Origin of the sequence: Cognaticolwellia mytili (assembly GCF_002104475.1) — a bacterium.
In the GTDB taxonomy this organism is placed as follows: domain Bacteria; phylum Pseudomonadota; class Gammaproteobacteria; order Enterobacterales; family Alteromonadaceae; genus Cognaticolwellia; species Cognaticolwellia mytili.
Window position 1 is genome coordinate 179,802 of the sequence record NZ_NBOF01000003.1, and the last position, 23,173, is coordinate 202,974.

Here is a 23,173-nt window from a genome sequence, read left to right on the forward strand (position 1 = left end):
GTTTATAGCAATATATTGATTCAAATAGTTTTTATGGTTTTACGTTATATGTGAGATAAAAATAAACCTTGCTATTTTGCCCAAGCTGTCGATAATCGCGCCAATAATTTAATAATGTACCTATCAATTTACTTATCTATGCTCTTCAAAATAGCAATGGATGGGTAAGGCTGGGAATGTGGTTAAAGTCCACAACTGTACCCGCAACTGTAAACAGAGCGATATGTTAACCACTAACCACTAATCATTGACAATAAAGTGGCTTGGGAGGGAACATATCTAGATGCTGTAAGTCAGGATACCAGGTGATTAGTGTACATTTATTGCTACGTCGAGCGGGTTACTCGAGCATTGATTACTGTTTTTAATGAGTGATTAAATCACTAATAAAGACCGTTTTACTTCCTCAGACCTCTTAATCCTATCGATGTTAATCATAATAGTTTGATCCGCTAATTTATTCATTTAGTGTGGTCTTGTTTAGGTGGTTTTATGTTTGATATTCAAGCGATTAGTTGCGAACATTCAGAAAATATTCAAGCCAAAATCGATGGTAAAACTAAACCATTGGGAGCATTGGGTGAGCTTGAATTACTGGCTAAACAAATTGCACAAATACAGCTAAAAAGCATTAGTGCTGACGCCCAAAATAACACTGAAAAAAACTCCGAATATCAATTAAAACTTACCTCACCTCATTTAACGGTATTTGCCGGCGATCACGGTGTTGCCAGTGAAGGTGTTTCTATCGCGCCAAGTGATGTTACTAGTCAAATGGTGGCTAATTTTGCTAATGGCGGCGCTGCTATTAATGTATTTTGCCGACAGTTCGGTTGGCAGCTCAGTGTTGTTGATACTGGTATATTGCATCCTTCAGCCGCTTCACCGTCTGTCATTAATCAGCGCTTAGGGTCAATTACCAATCCGATCAACCAGCAAGCAGCAATGACGCAAGCGCAAGTTGAACAAGGTTTCGAATTTGCTAAACAGCATATTGCTAACGTTAGCCGTACTGGTTGTAATATTGTTGCCTTTGGTGAAATGGGCATTGGTAATACTACGATTGCATCAGCCATTATGGCAGCAATTATGAAAGTGCCAGCTAGTGATGCTGTAGGGCGTGGTACTGGCGTTTCTGATGATGTCGTTAAGAAGAAGCAACACGTTATTGAACAAGCTTTAGCGCTGCATAGTGAAAATTTAATTGATGCGAAAGACATTTTACGTTGTTTAGGCGGCTTTGAACTGGTGCAGATTACTGCGGCTATGTTAGCGGCAGCAGAAAATAATATGATTATTATTGTTGACGGTTTTATTTGTACAGCAGCAGCGATGTTAGCGATAGAACTTAATGCCAATGTTAAAGGGTATATGGTATTTGCTCATTGCTCTGGCGAGCAAGGTCACCAGAAAATGTTGCAGTGGTTGAATGTTAAACCTTTATTAAACTTAGGTTTACGTTTAGGTGAGGGCACTGGCGCGGCCCTAGCACTGCCAATACTTCAAGCGGCGGTTGCGTTTTACAATGACATGGCAAGTTTTGCCGATGCTGAGGTAACTGATGTTACTTAAGCAAAGTATGTTGCGAGAGCAATGGCACTTAATGCTATTAGCAATAAGCTTTTTCACCCGTATACCGGTGAAACTAGAAGCTGATGTTACGACAAATATGCTCAATCAGGCCAGTCGATATTTCGCATTAGTTGGTGTGTTAATTGGCGGTTGCTCTGCTTTAGCTTTTTACCTTGCAGCAATAATATTACCTATTGAAATAGCATTGTTATTTGCCATGTTTTGCAGTGTTTTGTTAACCGGCGCTTTTCATGAAGATGGTTGGGCTGATGTCTGGGATGGTTTCGGCGGCGGTTGGACTGTCGAAAGTAAGCTTAACATTATGAAAGATAGTCGTTTGGGCACATACGGCGCTGCGGCATTATTTTTTATTTTGATGCTCAAGTATCAAGCATTGTTAGCGTTAGTAAATACTACAATAGTTGATGATGGCGTAATAAATGACACTTTACCACTTGAAGTGATGTCTATGTTGTCGATTCTATTGTTAGGGCATTGTTTAAGCCGTGTACTAGCGACAAGCCTTATTGCTGACATGCCTTATGTGAGTGAAGACGCCACATCGAAAGTTAAGCCTCTGGCACAAACGTTATCAAGTAACAGCTATTTAATTTTATTGGCAACAGGAGCCGTGATTATTGCGTTTACCTTGTCGTTTAGTATTGCTTGGAAACTAGTCGCGATTTTATTTATCACTCGTTGGTGTTTAAAGCGTTGGTTTACTCAACAGTTAGGTGGTTATACCGGCGATTGTTTAGGTGCAGCGCAGCAGTTGTCTGAAGTGATAATTTATCTCTCATTATTATCACTGACTGCGGCGGGCTTATGAGTCAGGAAATGTTAAATAAAGTTCAATTAATCATTGGTGGTGCCCGCTCTGGTAAAAGTGCTTTGGCTGAACGTTATGCGAAGCTATCCAATTTACCTGTTATTTATATTGCAACGGCACAAGCATTTGATAGTGAAATGCAGCAACGTATTGCTCAACATCAAGCTGATCGACCTGATCATTGGCTTTTAATAGAGTCGCCATTATTTCTCGCCAAAACGATAGCGTCAGCGATTGAAAATAATCAACAAGATATCTGCATATTGGTAGATTGCTTAACGCTGTGGCTAAGTAATAGCCTATGTAAGCCCAATGTTGAAGTGGGTCATACTTCGGAGTGTAATCTCGATTACTGGCAACAAGAAAAACAGCAATTTTTGATACAATTAGAGAGCATAAAACAACAAGCAGGTAACGGACAAAAACGAGTTGAAATTATCTTAGTCAGTAATGAGGTGGGTCATGGCATTGTACCTATGGGTGAACTTTCACGTCAGTTTGTTGATCAGGCCGGTTGGTTGCACCAAGCTATTGCTAGCATTGCCGACAATGTTGAGTTTGTTATGGCAGGTTTACCGTTAACATTAAAATCGCCTGAAGCTACTAAGGATAAATTGTGAAAACATTGATGGTGCAAGGTACCACTTCTGATGCAGGAAAAAGCACCTTAGTTGCTGGATTATGCCGAGTTTTGGTTAATGCTGGCGTTAACGTGGCACCATTTAAGCCACAAAATATGGCATTAAATAGCGCGGTAACGAAAGACGGCGGTGAAATTGGTCGTGCACAAGCATTACAAGCGATTGCCGCGAAAGTTGAAGCACGAGTCGACTTTAACCCAATATTGTTAAAGCCGAATAGCGACACTGGTGCACAAGTGATTGTTCACGGTAAAGCCTTATCGAATATGGAAGCTGGTAAATATCACGATTACAAGAAAGTAGCGATGCAGGCTGTGGTGGAATCTCACCAGCGCTTGGCTAATGATCATGATGTACTGATGGTAGAAGGAGCCGGAAGTCCTGCGGAAATTAATTTACGCGCTCATGATATTGCCAATATGGGTTATGCCGAGAAGGTTGATTGTCCAGTTTTGTTGGTGGCTGATATAGACCGAGGCGGTGTATTTGCTCACTTAGTAGGTACGTTAGCGTTATTGTCAGAGTCTGAGCAAGCAAGAGTCAAAGGTTTTATCATCAACCGTTTTCGCGGTGATATTAAGTTACTTGAATCAGGGTTAGATTGGCTTGAAGAGCGCACGGGAAAACCGGTATTAGGGGTGTTACCTTATTTACATGATTTAGCGTTAGATGCAGAAGATGCCGTTGCACTTGATAATAAAGTCACGCAAGCCAAAGTGAAAGTTTTTGTCCCTCTGCTACCACATATGAGCAACCACACTGATTTTGACCCATTACGCTTACAACCCAATATTGATTTGCAATACATTCGCATCGGGCAGTCGTTACAAGGGGCTGACTTAATTATTATTCCAGGCAGTAAGAATGTTACCTCTGATTTAACCTTTTTAAAGCAACAAGGTTGGCAGCAAGAAATTGAGCGGCATCTTCGTTATGGAGGTAAAGTCATGGGCATTTGTGGTGGCTATCAAATGTTAGGTAAGCAAATATTTGACCCTGAGCATATTGAATCTCATGTTGAGCAAGTAACTGGCTTAGGTTTATTGGATTTTACCACCACGTTAACGCGAGAAAAAACCTTAACGCAAGTTAACGCGGCCATGGATTTTAACGGTGAAACCTGTCAATTAACAGGTTATGAAATTCATTGTGGTGTTTCAACAGGTCCAGCATTGGTGCAGCCATTATTGCATATTAAAAGCGATGGTACGGGCACAAAGCAGAACACACCAGATGGTTGTATTTCTGAAGATAATCAAATTATCGCTACCTACTTACATGGCTTTTTTGATTGCCCAGAGCCAACACAGGCCGTGCTCAACTGGCTAGGCATAAAAGACATGGAACAACCCGTTATCGATATTAATCAGCACCGAGAGGTACAGCTAGAGCGCTTGGCAGATATCTGCGAGCAGCATTTAGATATGAAAAAAATTCAAAACATAATTGCTGAAGGTGTTGATACACCGAGCCGTAATTAGTTGTATAAATTCGTTATCTACACATGAAAGTAATCTAAATAAGCGACAGCCATTAACTCTTTTAGTGGTTGTTTTACATAGCAAGTTTGAGGGAAGAAGATGAAATTTCTTCACTGCCCCCGCAACGGTAATCATTATTATATTCGCTATAATAATGTTAGTCCGAGCACTTGGACTTGCTTAATTAATACTGTGTTTTTGTGCAGTAAAACATACGGTGCGGTGGGCATTGTTAATGAGGTCCTATGAATATTAAGCAAAATAACTTTTTCAAAAAATCATTATTATCACTCGCTGTAGCTGGTGCAATGTCGACATCTTTTATTGCTGCAGCAAGTAGTGAGAGTGGTGCGAAAGATATAGAAGTATTAACAGTAACGGCGACACGCTCAAGTTTGAATATTGATGATGCCCTGACTAGCCAAGTGGTAATTACTCGTGCAGATATTGACTTAGTCAATCCGATTTCTATTTTAGATTTATTATCATCAGTGCCAAGTATTGATATCGCATCAAATGGTGGTAGAGGTCAAAATTCTTCTATTTTTATGCGTGGTACAAACTCTGATCATACATTAGTACTTGTCGATGGTATTCGTGTTAGCTCTGCGACATCAGGTGGCACAAGCTTCAATACTATTTCACCAGAAATGATTGAACGTATTGAAATAGTTCAAGGTCCACGTGCGGCATTATGGGGTTCTGACGCAATTGGTGGTGTTATTCAGATATTTACTCGTCAATTATCTGATGGTGAAATATTTGCTGGTGCTAGTTTCGGTACTGACAATTATAAAAAATATAAAGCTGGCGTAGGCATTAGTCATGGTGACGGTCAAACCAGTATTTCAATTAGCAAAGAAGAAAGTGATGGCTTTGACGCGCGTGAAGGTAGTGAGACCGACGATGATGGTTATGACTTTACCTCAGTAGCGATACGCGGGCAGCAAAAAATCAGTGAAGAATTTTCAGTTGAATGGTTGTTATCAAGCGATAGTGGCGATAATGAATTTGATGGCTTTTATAATGGTTCAGATATTAAAAACCATGCTTGGTTAGTTCGTACTAATTACGAAACAGATACCAATGGTGTGAACAACAATACTGTTTTTTCTATCGGTCAAAATCGAGACAGTGCTGATAGCCTAAGAGATGGTGAGTCACAAGGTGTTTTTGAAACCCGTCGTAACCAATATTCGATTGTAAATAACAGCCAGTTTTCTGATAACCTACAACTCAATGTTGGTGTTGATTATTATCAAGATGATGTTACTAAAAGTACCAAAGTTTACGATGTAGAAAAAAGAGATACTATCGGTATTTTTGCTCATACACTTTATACTAATAAAGCATGGACATATGAAGCAACATTAAGACACGATGATGTTGAAGATGTTAATTCAGAAAACACCTATAATTTAGGTGTTGGCAATAAAATTGATGAAAATACTCGTGTTGTACTAAATTACGGTACAGGTTTTAAAGTGCCAACGTTTAATGATTTGTTTTATCCAGGTTTTGGTACACCAACATTGAATTCTGAATTATCTAAAACAGTTGAGCTATTTTTTGAAACTAAAATTATTGATATCAATACAAGTGTTAGTTTATATCGCTCGAACATTGATGATTTAATTGGACGCAGAAACGGTAAAGCAGATAATTTTGAGAAAGTAGAAATCAATGGCGCTGAACTATCACTCAATTATCAAGGGTTAGGTGGTACTCATGACTTTAATCTATCTTATACAGATGCTGAAGATAAGTCGACAAACAAGCAATTGATACGTCGAGCGAAAGAAAAATTTAATTACAAGTACACTACATCATTAAGTGGTGCAGATATCTATGCTGAGTACCAGTTTGTTGGCTCTAGAACTGATTCAGTTTTTGGTGTCCCAGGACCCGTAAATTTAGGTGCTTTCCAGCTAGTTAACCTTGGTGTGAACTACGACGTGTCTGATAATTTTAGTGTTTCATCACGTGTGACTAATTTATTGGATAAAGAATACCAAACAGTTAGCACTTACAATACACAGGAACGTGCATTTTATGTTGGCGTTACTTACACAAATTAAGATATAAAGCTTAGTTTGTAACTTTAAAAGGCACCTGACGAGGTGCCTTTTTTATGTACAGGATGTACAGTATGTTGCGATCACATGGATGTGAAAGAGCGTGTATGTGAAAGAGCGTGTATGTATTACTCGTCTTAAATCTTAAACAAGGTTTGCGCTAACTTATTTTAAGCTACTTCGCCACAAGCCTGAAGACAAGCATCCTCTAATCGCATAAGATTCTCTTCCACAGCAATGCCAAATCTTAACGTGTCTTGTTCATCTGAAAGTCGACAATAAACGCCTTGCTGGCACAGCAAATGATAAAGCTTTTTTGCATTACCCGTTTGATAAAAACTTAAGGTAAGAAATAAATCACAGCCTTGAATAGTGCTAACTAATTTATCCGTAAATACCTGCCACAATAAAGCTTCTTGTTGTACGCGTAGCGTATGTAATTTCTCGCATTGCTCATTGTGCCATGCATTATCGTTTAATGCTTTTTCTGCGATGATTTGCGCAGGACCATTGACTTGCCATGGGCCTAATAGTGCTTTAAATCTTTCACACCAATAGCCATTAGCCACTAAAAAACCAATACGAATACCTGCTAGGCCAAAAAATTTACCAAATGAACGTAGTACGATGACGTGATTATCTTCGACCTTGCCGCAATAGGATTGACCATCTGGCATAACATCAATAAAAGCTTCATCAAGTATGAGTAAGCCGTTTAATTGTTTTAATCTCTCATGGTATTGAACGATTACTTCTCGGTCGAAAAACTTTCCCGTTGGGTTATTCGGATTAATGATCACCACAACACAGTTTGTCGGTAGCTGGTTTATGTTAGGTAGCAACTCTTGATAAAAATGCAGTGTGTAGCCTGCTGATCTCCATGCCTTAGCATGTTCTTTATAACCGCGTTCAGGTAGATATACATCTTGGCTTGCCATGTTTTTTTGGCTATATAGCTCAGGTAAAGCCTTAATAATTGCCTGACTGCCATTAGTAACGAGAAGCTCTGAACATTGATAATACTGCTTGGCTACAGCAATAAGCGCTGGGCTTTGCTGTGGAAGTTGTTGCCAAGCCTTTAAGGGGATGTCAGGAATAGGGTAGCTAAGCGGTGCAATACCCGTGGATACGTCGAGCCAGTCAGATAAGGGTATTTTATATTGCTCAGCAACTTGTTGTAGCTGCCCACCATGAATTAACGCCATTTTGTTCCTGTTATCGAAATTAAATTATACATATTAACTCTTTAGAATTAATGAAAACTATTGCAAGTAAATGATTAACTGAAAAATAAATACTATTGCTAGTAACAACAAGCTGGCACGACTCACTAAAGTTAAACTTGCTGGAATATCTTCATTTGTAACTTCACTGCCAGACCCTAAAACTGGTGAATGAATAACTTTGCCATGATATTGAGCACTGCCGCCTAATTTTCTGGACATTACCGTTGCCCCCGCAGCCATTACCCAACCGCCGTTATGGCTCTTATATTGGTTGCCTTGGCTGTACGCGTTATGAATTGCTTGAGTGAACTTTCTTTGTTGTAAACCTTGTATGGCATAAAGTACTGTACAGCATTTTCCTGAAATGAAACCCAGTAAATCATCTAATCGCGCGCTAGCATAACCGAAATTAATAAAACGTGAATTCTTATAACCCCACATGGCATCTAAGGTATTGGCAAATCGGTGCACAATAACCAAAGGCGCTCCGCCAATAAGGTAATAAACTAATGATGCTATAACAGAGTCGTGACCATTTTCTAGCATAGATTCAACCGTGGCTCTTGACATTTCTTGTTCGGAAAGTGCTGTAGTTTCACGGCTAACAATATAACCGGTAAAGCGACGTGCCGTTATTAAATCACCAGATTTTAGTGGTCGATAAATTTGCAAGGCATGTTGATGCAAGCTATTTAGCCCTAGCGCTAAATACAGCACTGTGGCATCAGCGGCTATTTGCCAATACCAAGTTAAGTTTTCAATAAATAAAAAATAAAACACAGGCAATGGTATGACTAGAAAACACCACGCAATAGTGCCAAGCAGTTTAGTTTTTAGGGCTGATATTTTTGAGATGTTTTCTGAAGATAACGAGTTAAGCGTTACTGCTAGTTTATTTGCTAACCAACCAAAGCCAACCAAGTAATGAAAGCGCTTTGCTTCACCTAAGTTTTTATCTAACAAAAGTGCGATTAATAACGTTAATGCAGTGCTAAACTCAGAAAGTATCGCTACAACTTGTTGAAATATGTGGTGCTGAAAAATATGTTCAAACAATGTTGGCACTGCCTTAGCTTTCTTTGCTGATTGAAATGTCTTAATTTAAATGACTTAACGTAAGTTACTTTATTGTGTCAGCCATCTGATCAATTAATTGAAAACTGTGCTTTTGATGTTGATAAGTCAACGTTAATAAGCAACCATTATCGAATAGATCATAGGCGTTATCGGTAGAGCTTTCTCCAAGCTTTGCTAATAAGCAACGTAAAGCTTCGCCATGGAAAATAACCAGTATGTTTTTATTTTGATTATTTTCTGCCAGCGATTGCAGTGTTTGATAAATGCGTGTGCCGCATTGCACTGCGCTTTCACCATCAACAGGTTTAAGCTCGGTAAATTGATGTAATATTTCGTGATAGTTTTTATCGCTTTTAATGTCATCAACATGCTCTCCCTGCCAATGCCCTAAGTTTCGCTCAATCAAGTCATCTACATTGATAACCGGAACATTTAATTGCTGTTGGCATATTCTTGCGCTTGCAATTGCCCGGCCAAGCGATGATGAAACGATTAAATCAATGTTTTTATCGGCAAGCTGCTGAGCAATATTTTCTGATTGTTGTTTACCAACTGCCGTTAATTCACTGTCTAATTGACCTTGAAAACGTTGTACCTTATTCCACAGAGTTTGCCCATGACGCGCTAAATATAACTTTGTTTTCATTGCTTAACTCTATAGGTATTCAAGCATTAATTGGCTGTGGAGAATAACTAAATCGTTAACTCGATTCAATGCAAATATATTCTCATTTAGGAATTTCTTTATCTCGCAGATGAAACTAGTACTTTAGTTCTAAGTCGTGTTATTGGTTGAATAACCGTGGCGTATGGCGTAACATCAGCGCCGATTTAGGTGTCTTCAGTTGTAGCTTTAGCAGATAGAATTTTATCAGCAAAACACGGCTAATGAAGATGAAACGTGAAACTGGTGAAATACCAGTACTGCCCCCGCAACGGTAACTGTGAGCAGCAACAAAACCACTGTATTCGATACGACGTAGTTGAACGTTGATAAAAATATGGGAAGGTGTTGCAAGTGCGATGATCAGGAGTCCGGAGACCGGCCTATTCATATTTATTGATAGCGAACTATCGATAATATTACTCGACAACTGCGGTGGGCGGTGATTCAGAGAACGGTATACGGCCTGAGTTATAACTTAAACTATAACTAAAAAACCGCGTTGTTTTTTATCAGTGTATTTTTGCACCACAATGATTAACAGCACGGCGAGCAGCGTTTACCTACTTTGATTTCCTACACCGTTAATATTCTATAAACGGGATCGTTATGAAATCAGCCAGCCAAAAAACATCGATGAGTTTATTTGTTGCGGTATTAGCCGTATTAACTTTGCTTATGCTCGCCACACGCACGCACCATTTTTCCAGTTTGAATCATTTACCGAGCGCATCTATCGCTATTTTTTTCTTGGCGGGGATGTATTTACGTAATATCAAAGCATTTTGGTTTTTCTACATCATGACCTTAACCGTCGACCTTGCTTCTTCATATTTTCGTGGCCAATTTGGTGACTGTATCACTACCTCGTATCCGGCATTAGTGCTGAGCTACGCAGCAATGTTCACTGCTGGCTATTATACTCGCCCTAATTGGCAACAAAGCGCATGGCAAGTCAATATCATTAGAGTGGCCTTAGCGTTATTTATTGCCAGTTCAATTGCCTTCTTTATTTCAAATGGTAGCTACTACGCATTATCAGGAAAGTTTCCTGTATTGTCTTGGGCTGAATACGCCACGCGTGCTGATAAGTATTATTTCAAGTCTATTTCTAATCCTGTTTTCTATGTTATCTCAGCGATTATGATTGATTTTACTGTCAGTCATTTCTTCGCTGATAAAGCCATCAATACCGACACTGATAACAATGCTAATAATCAGCTTTAGTTCTTCGTTGATTCGAAATAGTTCAGTTAGCAACTCGTTCAGTTAACAAATATCCCAGTCAACATCGCTTAGTAAGAAAGGATAGTTCAATGGCTTCAGCAAAAAAGCAAACGCCTGCATTTCAAAATAAGCCAGTACACCAGCAAGGTACTGGTGTTATGTGTTCGGCATTAATTGTCGCTGCGCCGCATTCTGGCTCGGGGAAAACTACAGTAACGGCTGCTCTGGCACGTTATCATCGAAACCAAGGTCGCAAAGTCACAGTATTTAAAGTTGGACCTGATTTTATCGACCCGATGATCTTACGCCAAGCCAGTGGTGAATTAGTTTATCAATTAGATCTCTGGCTCGTTGGAGAGCAGGGCTGCCAAGAATTGCTTTATCGTGCAGCACAAGAGTCGGATCTTATTCTGATTGAAGGCGTAATGGGCTTGTTTGATGGTAACCCTAGTAGCGCGGATCTAGCTGAATATTTTAACATTCCAGTGCTTGGCGTTATTGATGCTAAAGCGATGGCACAAACCTTTGCCGCGGTTACGTTTGGCCTCGCAAAATTTAGAAAAAACTTACCTTTTTCTGGTGTGATTGCCAATCGTGTTAATAGCGCGCGTCATATCGAGTTGTTAAATGAAGGCTTTCCAGAAGAGTTTCGCTTTTATGGCCGTTTGCCAAAGGATGAAACCATTACCCTACCAGCACGTCATTTAGGGTTAGTGCTAGCGCAAGAGCTATCAAACATTGACGCCCAACTTGATCAAGCAGCAAGTCATATCGCTAATACAGGGTTAACCGACTTACCTGAAAAAGTAGAATTTTTTGCTAATAATATCGACAGTGACGAAGCTATGGTTGGGCAAGCATTGCTCGGTACGCGCATTATTATTGTGCGAGATAGTGCCTTTAGCTTTATTTATGCTGCCAATATCGCTTTTTTACAACAAGCTGGTGCCGAATTAGTATATTGCTCTGCACTGACTGATTCAAACCTTCCTGATGGCGATATTTTATATATTCCGGGCGGCTATCCTGAGCTGTATATTGAACAGTTAATGGCGAACGTTACTTTTCTTGATGATGTTAAAGGCTTTGCTGCTAGCAATAAACCCATTGTTGCTGAGTGTGGCGGTATGATGTATTTATTAGAGCAACTGACTGATATGTCAGGAAAAGAGTTTTCGATGATGGGCTTATTGCCTGGTAAAGCGGTCATGCAGAAAAAAGTCGCCGCTATTGGTTCACAGTGGGTTGAGTTAAAAGGTTTTGGCGATAACGCCAGTGGCTGCAATGGTACTTACGATACCGATAATATAATGCGAGGACATAGCTTTCATTATTCTTCTGCTGAAATTGACATAGCGCCTAGCGGGCAAACAACACATCATCCAAGTGAACGGGCAGGTGAATTTGTGTACCAACACAATAATATTCTTGCTTCTTATATGCATTGGTATTTACCAAGTAACCCTGATTTAACCTTACGTATTTTTAATAAGACTCGTTTTTTTTAAGCTGCCTGAATTATATTTTTCACTCTATTTTAATACGTCATTAGCACCATTTTATTAATGTTTTTATGAGAATATCCATGACAAGTTTTATTTGTAGCAAGTCTTCCATCAAGTTATCTAGAAGACAGATCATCAACAATGTTCACTGTGCTATGACGTTATTTTTAGTTACTTTCATTAGTAGTTTTACCTTAAGTGCAGCAGAGCTAAACATGTTAGCGTTGGTTTCTGACCGGTCCGCGGCAAGTATGGTTGCTGGCGCACATCAATTCTTAGCAACCCAGAATTCAGCAACGCAAAACTCAACAACAGCTTTGACAAGCCAAAGCAATATTACTATTCGCAGTGTTAGTCAATTGAATCAATTAAGTAATAATCAAATTCAGCAACTGATTAACCAACACCAAAGCTTGGTGATTGCTGGTGTTTTTGGTGAATCTGTTGAGCGATTATTGGCGCTAAAATATCAAGATCAACAAACGCGCTTGATACTCAATACTGACCGACGTTTAATGGTTTTACATCAAGACAGTCAAGGTGGCCGAATTGCTGACTTAGCTAAAAAGCAATTACAAACTTTGATGGCTTCATTTGATAAGAATAACTACTTATCTGCGTTAAATACCAAGCAGCAGCAATGGCCAAGGTTCGCTTATTGGTTGCAAGCTCGTGCTTATTGGCAAAACCGAGGAAAAGAAAACCTAGGACATTTATTTGATTGGTTAAAGCAAATTACCTTATCTAAACGTTCGAATGAAAACCGTACTTTATTGGCACAAGCGCCGAAAATTTTACCGCTTCAACCGATACGTTTTTATTGGCAAGAGCAGTTAATTAATACCGCTGATTTAGCGAGTCATATCGCTGACAGTGTAGATAAGCCTGTGGTGTTTATTGTTGATCATGATACAGGCGATCAACCGGGACAATGGCAGTTACATCAACAGCTATGTCAGAAACAGTGGCAATGTGTCTCTGTACTTGCCGGTTGGGGTAAAGCGAGTGAACAGAGCATTGAAATTATCCGTGCTCTAAAAGCTACACAGCCATTAGCCATTATAGCACTGCAAGACTTTGTTATTGGTGGTGGGGAAGGCCGCGAGGCGGTAACTGAAAAATTCACTGCACTAAATATTCCAGTATTTAAAGGTATTCGAGTCACTGAACTCAGTGCTTTAGCATATCAACTTTCGCCAACAGGTTTACCTAGTGATAGCGTGCATTACCGTGTTGCTATGCCTGAACTTCAAGGTGTTTCACAACCACATGTTCTCGCATTAGCTTCAAGTGCGAAGCTAGATTCATTAACCGGTGCAAGTTTATCTATCAGCCAAGTGTTAACAGCAGAAGTTGAGCGCTTACAAGCACGTGTAACTGCTTGGTTGGCGCTAAGAACAACAGCTAACGCAAAGAAGAAGGTTGCCATTGTTTATTATAATCACCCTCCAGGGCGACATAATATCGGTGCCGATAATTTGGATGTGCAGCAGTCGTTATGGCAAATACTACAACAATTGAAAGCGCAAGGTTATGACCTAGGACCTGAAGCTGACTTTCCTAACTCTGCCGATGAATTACTCGATATTTTACAACAAAAAGCGGTGAATTTACCGCAAGATGCTGGCGCACTTAATAAAATGTCGCCGTTGATAAATGCGATGTCAGCAAGTGAATATCAAGGTTATTTCGATACCTTGCCAGCAGTGGTTAAAGCTGAAATGATTGAAGGGCCACTTGGATATTTACATGCTCAAGTTAACGATTACCTTTTTGCCGAAGGGAAGGCTGAGCTAGAACAATTACCGGCAGTTGAACGTAGCGCAGTATTAAAAGCCTTACTTGAAAACGTGGAAAGTACCTCGATTGATTTACACCATGCACTTGATGGTATTCGACATAAAGGCCGTGTACGAGCTTTAGATTTGCTAGCACAGCTAACTGAAGAATATAGTGCGTTAATCACCTCTAGAGTTGCAAATAATGAGCTTGCCACTAAACAATGGCAAACGGCGGAAGCGCTTAAAAACGCACTCATTGCTATGCAAATTGAAGGTATTCGCGGTTGGGGTAAAGTGCCAGGGAAAACGATGGTATGGAAGAATAAAATTCTTTTACCGGGCGTGCAATTTGGCAATATATTTTTAGGTCCACAACCGCCACGAGGTTGGGAGCTCAACGAAGAGTTATTACACGCGAATATGACTTTTCCACCACCACACCAGTACTTGGCGTTTTACTATCATTTACGTGAAGTTTTCAAAGCTAATGCTATCGTGCATTTAGGTCGCCATTCAACTTACGAATTTTTGCCAAAACGTGCCGTTGGTTTATCAGCGAGTGATTATCCTTCGCTTATTATTGAAAGTATTCCCAGTATTTATCCATACATTGTTGATGGGGTAGGTGAGGGTATTCAAGCTAAGCGTCGTGGTATTGCTGTGATGTTAGACCATTTAACGCCGCCTTTAGCCACTACCGAACTATACGATGGTTTATTGCAATTGCGTCAGCTAATTGAAAGCGCTGAAGCGGCATCAAACCAAGACACTAAGAAAAAAGCCATCAAAGCGCTACGTCATAAAATTCAAGTGCTGAACTTAACCGATGAGCTTGTTGCCAGCATGGATGAAGAACTACAAGTTCGAGGCATTGGCTTTGGTGAAGTAGACGACGATTTTTTATTGCATGAAGTAGGGCATTATCTAACGAAGCTGCAAGAAGATTTTATGCCGTTAGGCTTGCATGTATATGGTAAAGATTGGCAAGAAGAGGCCATTGATACCATGATGACATCAATTGAGAAAGGCGAGTTAGACCTTAATCAGCAGCAACGTAAAACGATAAAACAGAACCTGATCAAATCACCAAAAAGTGAGATGACAGCCTTTTTGAATGCGCTAAATGGCGGTTATGTTGCTCCAGGTAAAGGTAACGACCCGATCAGAACACCGGACGCTTTACCAACCGGTCGTAACTTTTATGCCTTAGATAGCAGTTTGATCCCTTCGCAGTTAGGTTTTGCTACGGGTCAACAATTAGCGAATAAAGCCAGAGCCGAAAACCCTATGGTGGATAAAACTCACAAAGAAGCGGTTATTCTATGGGCTTCTGACGCGGTGCGTGATGAAGGCGCTATGATCGCCTTTGGTATGGATATGCTAGGGGTGAAACCCGTGTGGAATCGTCGGGGTATCTTAAAATCATTACAATTAATGCCGCTCGATGATAATCGCTTGAAACGACGCGATATTGTCTTTACCACCTCAGGACTATTTCGAGATTTATATGCTCAACAATTAGCCTGGCTTGACCGTTCGGTATTACTAGCACTTGCTGCTAGCAAGCAAGTGATTGAACGTGATCATCCGGCGTTAATAAGGGCGTTAAATGCTGCGTTGCAACCGGTAGAGCACATGTTAGCGCAACAAAAACATAGTTTTAATGAAAGCTTAGTTGACAATATGGTGGCCAGTAATTGGCTACTTGAAGCGCAGGCTTTATTGCGATCGAATGGCAAAATAAGCCCTGAACTTCTGGGCCGACAAGCCAGTTATCGTATTTTTGGTACCGCGCCTGGCGCATATGGCGCAGGTATTAACCGTTTAGCTGAGCGCTCGGGCGCATGGCAAGAACGAAAACAATTAGGTGAAGCGTATATTAAACGTATGAGCCATGCCTATGGCGTGCCTAATGAAAACGTTGCTATGGGCAGTAATGTACAAGCGCTTTTCCGTCAACAACTTGCGCACGTCAACAGCACGTATTTGGGGCGCGCTAGTAACTTGTATGGCTTAATTGATAATAACGATGCTTACGATTACCTTGGTGGTTTGAATTTAGCGATAGAAACCATTGCTGGTAAGCAACCTGATAGTTTTGTTATCTCTCATGCCAATAATAAGCAATTGTCGATTGACCCGCTACAAACCGCTTTGTTATCTGAGCTGCGAGGACGATTTTTAAATCGCCAGTGGATCCAACCATTAATGAAGCAAGGTTATGCTGGCGCAAGAACCATGGGGAGCGAGTTTATTGAAAACTTATGGGGATGGCAGGCCACTAGTCCTGAGATTATTCGTTCTTGGGTTTGGGAAGATTTAAAGGCTGTTTATATCGATGACAGCTTAGAGATTGGTTTAGATGAATTTTTACAAGAAAAGCACAATGTACAAGTGCAAAGTAATATCTTGGCCATTATGTTAGTGGCGATTGAAAAAGGCTTTTGGCAAGCATCGGAGCAAACCCAAACTGAGCTTGCAGAAAAATTTGCGAAAAACATTGTCGAAAATGGCATTCCTGGTAGCGGGCATACCCATGCAAATCATCCTATCTACGATTTTATTAAACCTATGTTATCTGCTGAACTTAACCGTCAATTGTCAGAGGTGTTAGCGGCAGCGAATCATACACCTGAGGGGGATGTTGGTAGTGGCGTGCAACATATTCAAGAAATTAGTACCGAAGTGAGTACTGAAAGTGAACGTCAGAACAACGAAGCGTCAGAACTGGCTACAAAGGAAGCATCAAGCGCAACAGATGCTGATTCAAAGACTGTCGATTCAAAAGAAAGTACGAATGAACAACTTGTCGAGCAAGAGTATTTATTGTTTGGCTTAGTTACCGTGATAATACTGCTAATTTTAGCGGGATACTTGCGTTCTCGTCGTCAACTACCAAAAGTGGAGCGTTAATATGTTATATGGTTTTTCTTTAGAGCTAATGCATTTGATCACCTCATGGCTATTACAACCTGTGGTATGGGGCTTATTGTTTTTTACGGCTTTAGCTATTTATGAATTTGGCTTGGCGATTGGCGAACGTTTTTCTGTTATCCCTGCATTAGTGGCCGCGAAGCAAAAACGTCAATTAATTGAGCAAGGTAAAAAACGTATTGAACGGGCAGATTTTATTACCCGCATTGCTCCTATGCTTGGCTTGATGGGAACATTAATCCCTTTGGGCCCTGGGTTATCAGCATTAGGTACTGGTGATATTAGTATTTTGACCACCGCGATGACAGTGGCATTTGATACCACTATTATTGGTTTGCTCGCCGGTGTTATGGGCTTTATTTTAGGACGTATGCGTAGGCGTTGGTATGATAATGCTATGCAACGTTTAGATGACGAAAGCATCAATGATCAAAGAAATGCGGATTTAGCTAAGGTAGCAACAATGACGAGTGATGAATCGACCTTAGCGAAAGGTGCTTAACCGATGAGTGATGCATGGCGCAGTAGCCAATTTGATGGCCAAGAACAAGAACCACTGGGACCACTAGCAAATTTGATTGATATTATGTTAGTTTTTGCTTGTGGTTTAATTGCTGCTTTAGTGGCATTAAGCCCTGAATTAGGGCAGCATTTCCAAATAAATAAATCAGCAACGTCTGCTCAAATGCAGCCGGTGAGCTCTGTAGGTAAAGAATTGACCTCAACACCAGAAACCTTAAAGAACAAGTTGCAAAGCCAAGCAGGTTATCAGTCGATGGGGCAAGTGTATCGTGACCCCGAAACTGGCAAGTTGATCCTTATCAGCAATGAGTGATCGGTAAAAAATAGTCAATACAAGAATCGTTAGAAAGTGAGAAATATGATGAGTAATATTGAAGAAGAAAGAGAAAAAGAAAAAGCGTTGGCAGCAGCGAAAGAGCAAAAACATATTGAACGACAAAAGAAAATTAAAGCCAATGTTGATGAACGCGTAGCGCAAGCGACTGAAGAACGCGGTGTATTAGTGGTTATTACCGGTAATGGTAAGGGTAAAAGCACCTCAGGTTTTGGCACGGTATTGCGCGCTATTGGTCATGGCCAAAAGGCCGGTATTGTGCAATTTATCAAAGGTTCAAAATGGGAATGTGGCGAAATGAATATTTTAAAGCAATTTCCTATTCAACATCATGTGATGGGCACAGGCTTTACGTGGGAAACCCAAAGTACTGAAACTGATATCGCGGCAGCGAAAGTGGCGTGGCAAAAAAGTAAAGAAATGTTGAGTGACGAATCCCTTGATATTGTTCTACTCGATGAAATGACTTACATGGTCAAATATGGCTATATTGAATTGGATGAAATCATCGAAGCGTTAAATAATCGTCCTAAAATGCAACATGTACTGATCACAGGGCGCGCATGTCATCGCCGATTGATTGAATTGGCTGATACGGTATCGGAAGTACAACCGATTAAGCATGCTTTTAAAGCCGGTATAAAAGCGCAAAAGGGACTTGATTGGTAAAGTTAAGCTCTAAGCAATTGTTAATTAATAAAATTGAGTTCAGCAGCTTAGAAAAGTTATAACCTAATTTTTGTAAACTAGTTCAGGCCAGAGAGAACGTAGTGATCGAATTAACTTTTTATCTACTGCTTGTTCAATAATGGGAAGGTGCATCTGTGATAACTAACGTGATTAAATACGCTATAGCAACCATTATTATTTGTTTATTGTCATCTTCTATGGCTGCTTCTCAGAGTTTAACTAAAGTAAAAATATCCACTGTTATAAAATCAAACGATAGAGTCAATACCAATAATATTACCACTAATGAAGGGAGGCCGGGATGGTTTATAGAGCTTTCCCGTCGTTCAGCACAGGAATGTAATGCTGAACTCCAATTTGAATTTATCCCTTGGGTAAGGGCTCTATTGTTACTTAAACAAGCTAAGCTAGATGCAGTTTTTAACAGTAGTTATATGGAAGAACGTGAAAATTATGGTGTTTATCCTCAAGTTGATGGCATATTAGATGAGCAACGTGCATCAATGAAATATAGCTATTACGCTTATGTTTTAAGAAATTCCAATGACGAGGAATTGCGGGAACAGGCTGCACTTAGTAATCGTAATATTGTCGTGGAACGAGCAGCATCAATAATCCCTGAACTTGAAAAACGCGGTGCGAAAATTAAAGAACATGTAAATTATAGCTCTATGTTAAAGATGGTTGCCCACCATCGTGCGGATGCAGCAATCGGAATAGACAAGTCCTTTGATACATTACTTGATAATACCCCAGCACTCGCAACCATCATTATGAAAGTTAAAACACCCGTTCGGCTAAAGTTCGGCTATGTAATGTTTTCAAAACTATTCTATGCCGACCATCCAGAATTGGTTGAATGCTTTTGGGATAAATCAGCAAAAAATCGTAAGACTGGCTGGTTCAAAAAACTGTACCAATCGTACCAATGAATACGTGTTCAATACCCTATATTAATTGGCTTACAGAAAATTAACAAAAATTAACAGGACACTCACTTTAAATTATTCTCTCTACATTGAGCAACTCTAGTCTTTAAAATTAACAAGACACTCACTCTAAATTGAACAATTCAAATCTGTGCTCTACGCTGAAGTAAGCAAGTTACTTTAGCAGGGATGAGTGATGGCAACGCCAAGGAAGCAACAAATCAGTTTAGCAGATACGCCTTATTATCATTGTGTGGCGCGTTGTGTCCGACGTGCTTTTTTATGTGGTGAAGATACGTTGTCAGGCCAAAGCTATGAGCATCGCAGGGGCTGGGTCGAAGATAAATTGCATTTTCTCACGCAAGTTTTCGCCATTGATGTTTGTGCCTATGCGGTGATGAGTAATCATTACCATGTGGTGCTATTTATCGATGAAACTAAAGCGAAACAATGGAGTACGCAAGAAGTACTTGAGCGTTGGCACCGTTTATACAAAGGCACCTTACTGACAAAGCAATATTGCAACGGTGACAAACTCGCAAAACCGTTACTTGATATCGTGAAAGCAACAGCGGAGGTTTATCGAAAACGTCTGATGAAAATCAGCTGGTTTATGGGCTATATCAATGAAAGTATTGCCAGAGCAGCTAATCAAGAAGATAACTGCACGGGTCGATTCTGGGAAGGGCGATTCAAATCCCAAGCGCTATTAGATGAAGCAGCACTTGCTGCTTGTATGGCGTATGTTGACTTAAACCCTATTAGAGCCAAGATAGCGAAAACACCAGAAGACTCAGCGCATACGAGTGTCAAACTTCGCTGCGAACAGGCAGAAAAAAGCCAACAGCCCAACACATTGCTACCCTTCATCGGCAACCCAAGAAAAAACATGCTTAAAGGCCTACCATTTGAACTTACCGACTACCTGCAATTAATTGAATTAACCGGTCGCTGTATCAGAGAAGATAAACGCGGCTACATTGAAGAAAACCAACCATCAATACTTAACCGCTTAAACATATCTGCTGAGAGCTGGTTAATCATCACGACTGAATTTAGAACACAATTTCACGGTGCCGTTGGTCATGAAGCAGCACTAAGTGATTACTGCGAACATCAGAAATTGAAACGACGACAAAACTTGAGTCATTGCAATAAACTTTTTGGTTGAAGTAACTATTTAACACCTTCAACAATTTATCAGGCGCTATCTGAGGATAGTTAGCGTCAACGTATTAGTATTATAGGGTTATACCGAGTAGAAAAAATTGCTTTAATGACTCTTAATATTATCAAAGACTAATATTGCTCGTGACAACTGATGGAGTATTTAACTGCCGGTGTTAGTAAATGGAATTGATTTAAAGTGAGTGTCATTTACAATTAATATCCGCTGATATTGAATAATAGAAATAAAATAAAATAAAAGTGAGGGCGACTCATTTTATATCCTGACGGACATAAATTGGGATTATATGTGGGTAACTTAGCTGATAGACTTGAATCTTTAAAAACAAACCCATAGGATAGTTTGCAGCTGCATTAAACGTAAAAATAACAAATGAATGTGGCGTCACAAAGTCCAGTTGGCTTGCGCTCCACGTAGTTTAGTCTAATTGTATTTTCCCGCTTAGTTTAGCGTTAACTATACTCCTACAATACGAGAGATTAATGAATATTGATAAATTCAATACTGAATGGTGTTTGCTTCAGAATCAGTTTGATAGTTATGAGAAACATTCGTTATATATAAAGTTAATAGGTATTCTAGTTTTTATTTCTACTGAAATATTAGATGTTGTAAATGTATCTGTAATATTTCTGTTGCTAGTTATCTGGTTTCAAGATGGGATTTGGAAGACTTTTCAATCGCGTATTGAATCGCGTCTACTGCATATTGAAAAATGCATTTCGATAGAAAAAAGTGAAGGTGCGTTTCAATTTAATACTCAGTATGCTGATATTCGCTTAACAGGTTTAGCCTTAATCAATGAGTATGTTAGGCAGGCAATTAGGCCTACCGTTGCTTTTCCGCATTTGGCTCTTATTTTGGTGTTTATTACTCAATATTTCTTCTATAGGTAATACATTAATATTGTGTAATGTGAATTTAACAAGTGACTATGGTATCAATGCCTAATTATTGATTTATTTTACAATTAGCAAGACACTCACTCTAAATTGAACAATACAAGCCTGTGCTTTACGCTAAAGTAAGTAAATTACTTTAACGTAAATGAGTTATTTCACCCCCAATGAAGCAGTAAGTCAGTTTAGCGGATACAATTTATTCTCATTGCGTAGCGCTGTATTCTATGAGCGTTTTTAAGTGGTGAAGATAAATTATCTGGCTAAAGCTATGAACATCGTCGAAGCTGGCTCGAGGATGAATTGCATTTTCTCACAAAATCTTTGCTATTGATGTTTGTACCTATGCCGTGATGAGTGATCATTACCATATGGTGTTACTTATTGATGAAGCTAAAATGCAATAACTATCTCAGCGTTGATATTGCTTCTATAAAGGCACACTACGAACTAAACAGTATTGTAACGGTGAAAAACTCGCAAAGCCATTACTTGATACCGCTAAAGAAATCAGTTTCTTGTTAGGTGTTTAAATACAAGAATAAGCGGTTATACCTAAGCTATTTTCAAGCGACTTGGGTATATATGGCCAATTTTATTACAAAAAAAAGGGAAACAGTTAATGTTCACTTTTTTGTGTTTTTTTGTAAATATCAACCTTAACAGTATGTTATGAGGTAGTGACACTAAGTGTCATATGACAATTAGGGGCACTGTCACTTATTTGGCGCAGTAATTTGATATTGAGCTTGTTTTAATAGCACCACTTTCAACAAGACAATAACAGATAGGAATATGTATGAATAACAATATAAAAAACGTACAAGAAGAGTCGGCGGAAAATGTTGATTTCAGTAATGGTTACATTTTTGATTTTAATGATAATGGTCGAATGATTAATGTTTATGGCTCAGCATGGACAGGTAAAGAAACGGTGTCATTTGAAGGTGAAGTCATTGTTAATAAACGTTCATTTTCTCGAAAATCAACACTCGAATTCAGTATTGCTAAAGATAAATATGAAGTTGAATTTAATATGGTTGATATGTTGCGTGGTGAGTTGCATTGCACATTAATAAAAAACGGCGTGCACTGTAAAACGTTAAAGAAAGCTTTGGCAAGTAAGTATCAAGTTACAAAGAAGTCTTCGTGGAAACTACTAATTCTATTTTTCTTGGGTGGCTTTTTCGGCTATACCGCAGTTGATTTAATTATTAAGTTCTTTGGCGAGTAGTCGCATGTTTTTAGGAGCTACACACCATGGAAATTAATGCCTTCAAAGTGAAAAATTTACGCTCAGAACAACACTGGACACAGCAGCACCTTGCCGATGCGTGCGGTATCAGTTTACGAACAGTACAGCGAGTCGAACGATACGGCAACGCTTCAAACGAAACATTGATGAGCTTAGCGTCTGTTTTTAATGTTGAGAAGAAAAGTTTAGTACTTGAAACCGAACCTGTTGAAGTTATTGAACAGGTAAGTGCTTTTAACCCAAAGCAGCAATTAATAGCGGCCACCGTTGCGGGAGCTGTTATCGGTGCATCACTAATGTATTTAATGATGTTGATTGAAATTTAAGCAACAAAAAAGGATTT

At 39.6% G+C, this 23,173-nt stretch carries 19 protein-coding genes and 3 riboswitches; of the genes, 16 read left to right on the forward strand and 3 right to left on the reverse strand.

Going from position 1 to position 23,173, the window contains the following annotated elements; all coding sequences use genetic code 11:
- The first annotated feature begins 119 nt into the window (after positions 1–119).
- A riboswitch (cobalamin riboswitch) is annotated at positions 120–324 on the forward strand.
- Positions 325–492: 168 nt separating this feature from the next.
- The 5 genes from cobT (at position 493) to B7C41_RS10415 (ending at position 6,601) form a co-directional block, all read left to right on the forward strand.
- The gene (cobT, locus tag B7C41_RS10395; RefSeq protein WP_085298864.1) at positions 493–1,572 is read left to right on the forward strand and encodes a nicotinate-nucleotide--dimethylbenzimidazole phosphoribosyltransferase; all 1,080 of its coding nucleotides are present in this window, start codon (positions 493–495) and stop codon (positions 1,570–1,572) included.
- Complete coding sequence (locus B7C41_RS10400) at positions 1,562–2,401, forward strand: adenosylcobinamide-GDP ribazoletransferase (RefSeq protein WP_235839689.1); 840 nt, start codon at positions 1,562–1,564, stop codon at positions 2,399–2,401. Before cobT ends, B7C41_RS10400 begins: the two co-directional genes overlap by 11 nt.
- Positions 2,398–3,021, forward strand: a complete 624-nt coding sequence (gene cobU, locus B7C41_RS10405; RefSeq protein ID WP_235839690.1) for a bifunctional adenosylcobinamide kinase/adenosylcobinamide-phosphate guanylyltransferase — start codon at positions 2,398–2,400, stop codon at positions 3,019–3,021. Before B7C41_RS10400 ends, cobU begins: the two co-directional genes overlap by 4 nt.
- Positions 3,018–4,523: a cobyric acid synthase gene (locus B7C41_RS10410; RefSeq protein WP_085298865.1), complete on the forward strand. Its 1,506-nt coding sequence runs from the start codon at positions 3,018–3,020 to the stop codon at positions 4,521–4,523. Before cobU ends, B7C41_RS10410 begins: the two co-directional genes overlap by 4 nt.
- Positions 4,524–4,568: 45 nt before the next feature.
- Positions 4,569–4,721, forward strand: a riboswitch (cobalamin riboswitch).
- Positions 4,722–4,768: 47 nt separating this feature from the next.
- On the forward strand, positions 4,769–6,601 hold the full coding sequence (locus B7C41_RS10415; RefSeq protein ID WP_085298866.1) for a TonB-dependent receptor domain-containing protein: 1,833 nt from the start codon (positions 4,769–4,771) through the stop codon (positions 6,599–6,601).
- 167 nt (positions 6,602–6,768) lie between these two features.
- Here B7C41_RS10415 and cobD read toward each other — a convergent pair whose 3' ends face one another.
- The 3 genes from cobD to B7C41_RS10430 are packed head-to-tail and all read right to left on the reverse strand — an operon-like array spanning position 6,769 to position 9,547.
- Positions 6,769–7,803 (reverse strand): threonine-phosphate decarboxylase CobD, encoded by a 1,035-nt coding sequence (gene cobD, locus B7C41_RS10420; RefSeq protein WP_085298867.1) that lies wholly within the window; start codon positions 7,801–7,803, stop codon positions 6,769–6,771.
- A 57-nt stretch (positions 7,804–7,860) separates the two neighbouring features.
- Complete coding sequence (locus B7C41_RS10425) at positions 7,861–8,889, reverse strand: cobalamin biosynthesis protein CobD/CbiB (protein WP_235839691.1); 1,029 nt, start codon at positions 8,887–8,889, stop codon at positions 7,861–7,863.
- A 55-nt stretch (positions 8,890–8,944) separates the two neighbouring features.
- Entirely contained in the window at positions 8,945–9,547 is a 603-nt protein-coding gene (locus B7C41_RS10430; protein WP_085298868.1) for a histidine phosphatase family protein, read from the reverse strand.
- A 186-nt stretch (positions 9,548–9,733) separates the two neighbouring features.
- A riboswitch (cobalamin riboswitch) is annotated at positions 9,734–9,951 on the forward strand.
- 223 nt (positions 9,952–10,174) lie between these two features.
- On the opposite strand from B7C41_RS10430, the gene B7C41_RS10435 reads away from it, so the two are divergent.
- The 11 genes from B7C41_RS10435 to B7C41_RS10485 all read left to right on the forward strand — a co-directional run bounded on the left by B7C41_RS10435 (position 10,175) and on the right by B7C41_RS10485 (position 23,156).
- Positions 10,175–10,792, forward strand: a complete 618-nt coding sequence (locus B7C41_RS10435) for a hypothetical protein (protein ID WP_085298869.1) — start codon at positions 10,175–10,177, stop codon at positions 10,790–10,792.
- An 89-nt stretch (positions 10,793–10,881) separates the two neighbouring features.
- On the forward strand, positions 10,882–12,300 hold the full coding sequence (locus B7C41_RS10440) for a cobyrinate a,c-diamide synthase (protein WP_235839692.1): 1,419 nt from the start codon (positions 10,882–10,884) through the stop codon (positions 12,298–12,300).
- Positions 12,301–12,377: 77 nt separating this feature from the next.
- On the forward strand, positions 12,378–16,991 hold the full coding sequence (locus tag B7C41_RS10445; protein ID WP_158089116.1) for a cobaltochelatase subunit CobN: 4,614 nt from the start codon (positions 12,378–12,380) through the stop codon (positions 16,989–16,991).
- A 1-nt stretch (position 16,992) separates the two neighbouring features.
- Complete coding sequence (locus B7C41_RS10450) at positions 16,993–17,514, forward strand: MotA/TolQ/ExbB proton channel family protein (RefSeq protein ID WP_085298871.1); 522 nt, start codon at positions 16,993–16,995, stop codon at positions 17,512–17,514.
- Positions 17,515–17,517: 3 nt separating this feature from the next.
- Positions 17,518–17,847, forward strand: coding sequence for a DUF2149 domain-containing protein (locus B7C41_RS10455; RefSeq protein ID WP_085298872.1), 330 nt, complete (start codon positions 17,518–17,520; stop codon positions 17,845–17,847).
- Positions 17,848–17,895: 48 nt separating this feature from the next.
- Positions 17,896–18,537, forward strand: coding sequence for a cob(I)yrinic acid a,c-diamide adenosyltransferase (gene cobO / locus B7C41_RS10460; protein WP_085299449.1), 642 nt, complete (start codon positions 17,896–17,898; stop codon positions 18,535–18,537).
- 155 nt (positions 18,538–18,692) lie between these two features.
- Positions 18,693–19,490, forward strand: coding sequence for a type 2 periplasmic-binding domain-containing protein (locus tag B7C41_RS10465; protein ID WP_085298873.1), 798 nt, complete (start codon positions 18,693–18,695; stop codon positions 19,488–19,490).
- 193 nt (positions 19,491–19,683) lie between these two features.
- The gene (locus tag B7C41_RS10470; protein ID WP_085298874.1) at positions 19,684–20,658 is read left to right on the forward strand and encodes a transposase; all 975 of its coding nucleotides are present in this window, start codon (positions 19,684–19,686) and stop codon (positions 20,656–20,658) included.
- Positions 20,659–21,158: 500 nt separating this feature from the next.
- Positions 21,159–21,572, forward strand: coding sequence for a hypothetical protein (locus B7C41_RS10475; RefSeq protein WP_085298875.1), 414 nt, complete (start codon positions 21,159–21,161; stop codon positions 21,570–21,572).
- A gap of 802 nt (positions 21,573–22,374) precedes the next feature.
- Positions 22,375–22,809, forward strand: coding sequence for a hypothetical protein (locus B7C41_RS10480; protein ID WP_085298876.1), 435 nt, complete (start codon positions 22,375–22,377; stop codon positions 22,807–22,809).
- 26 nt (positions 22,810–22,835) lie between these two features.
- Positions 22,836–23,156 (forward strand): helix-turn-helix domain-containing protein, encoded by a 321-nt coding sequence (locus B7C41_RS10485; protein ID WP_085298877.1) that lies wholly within the window; start codon positions 22,836–22,838, stop codon positions 23,154–23,156.
- Positions 23,157–23,173 lie beyond the last annotated feature (17 nt).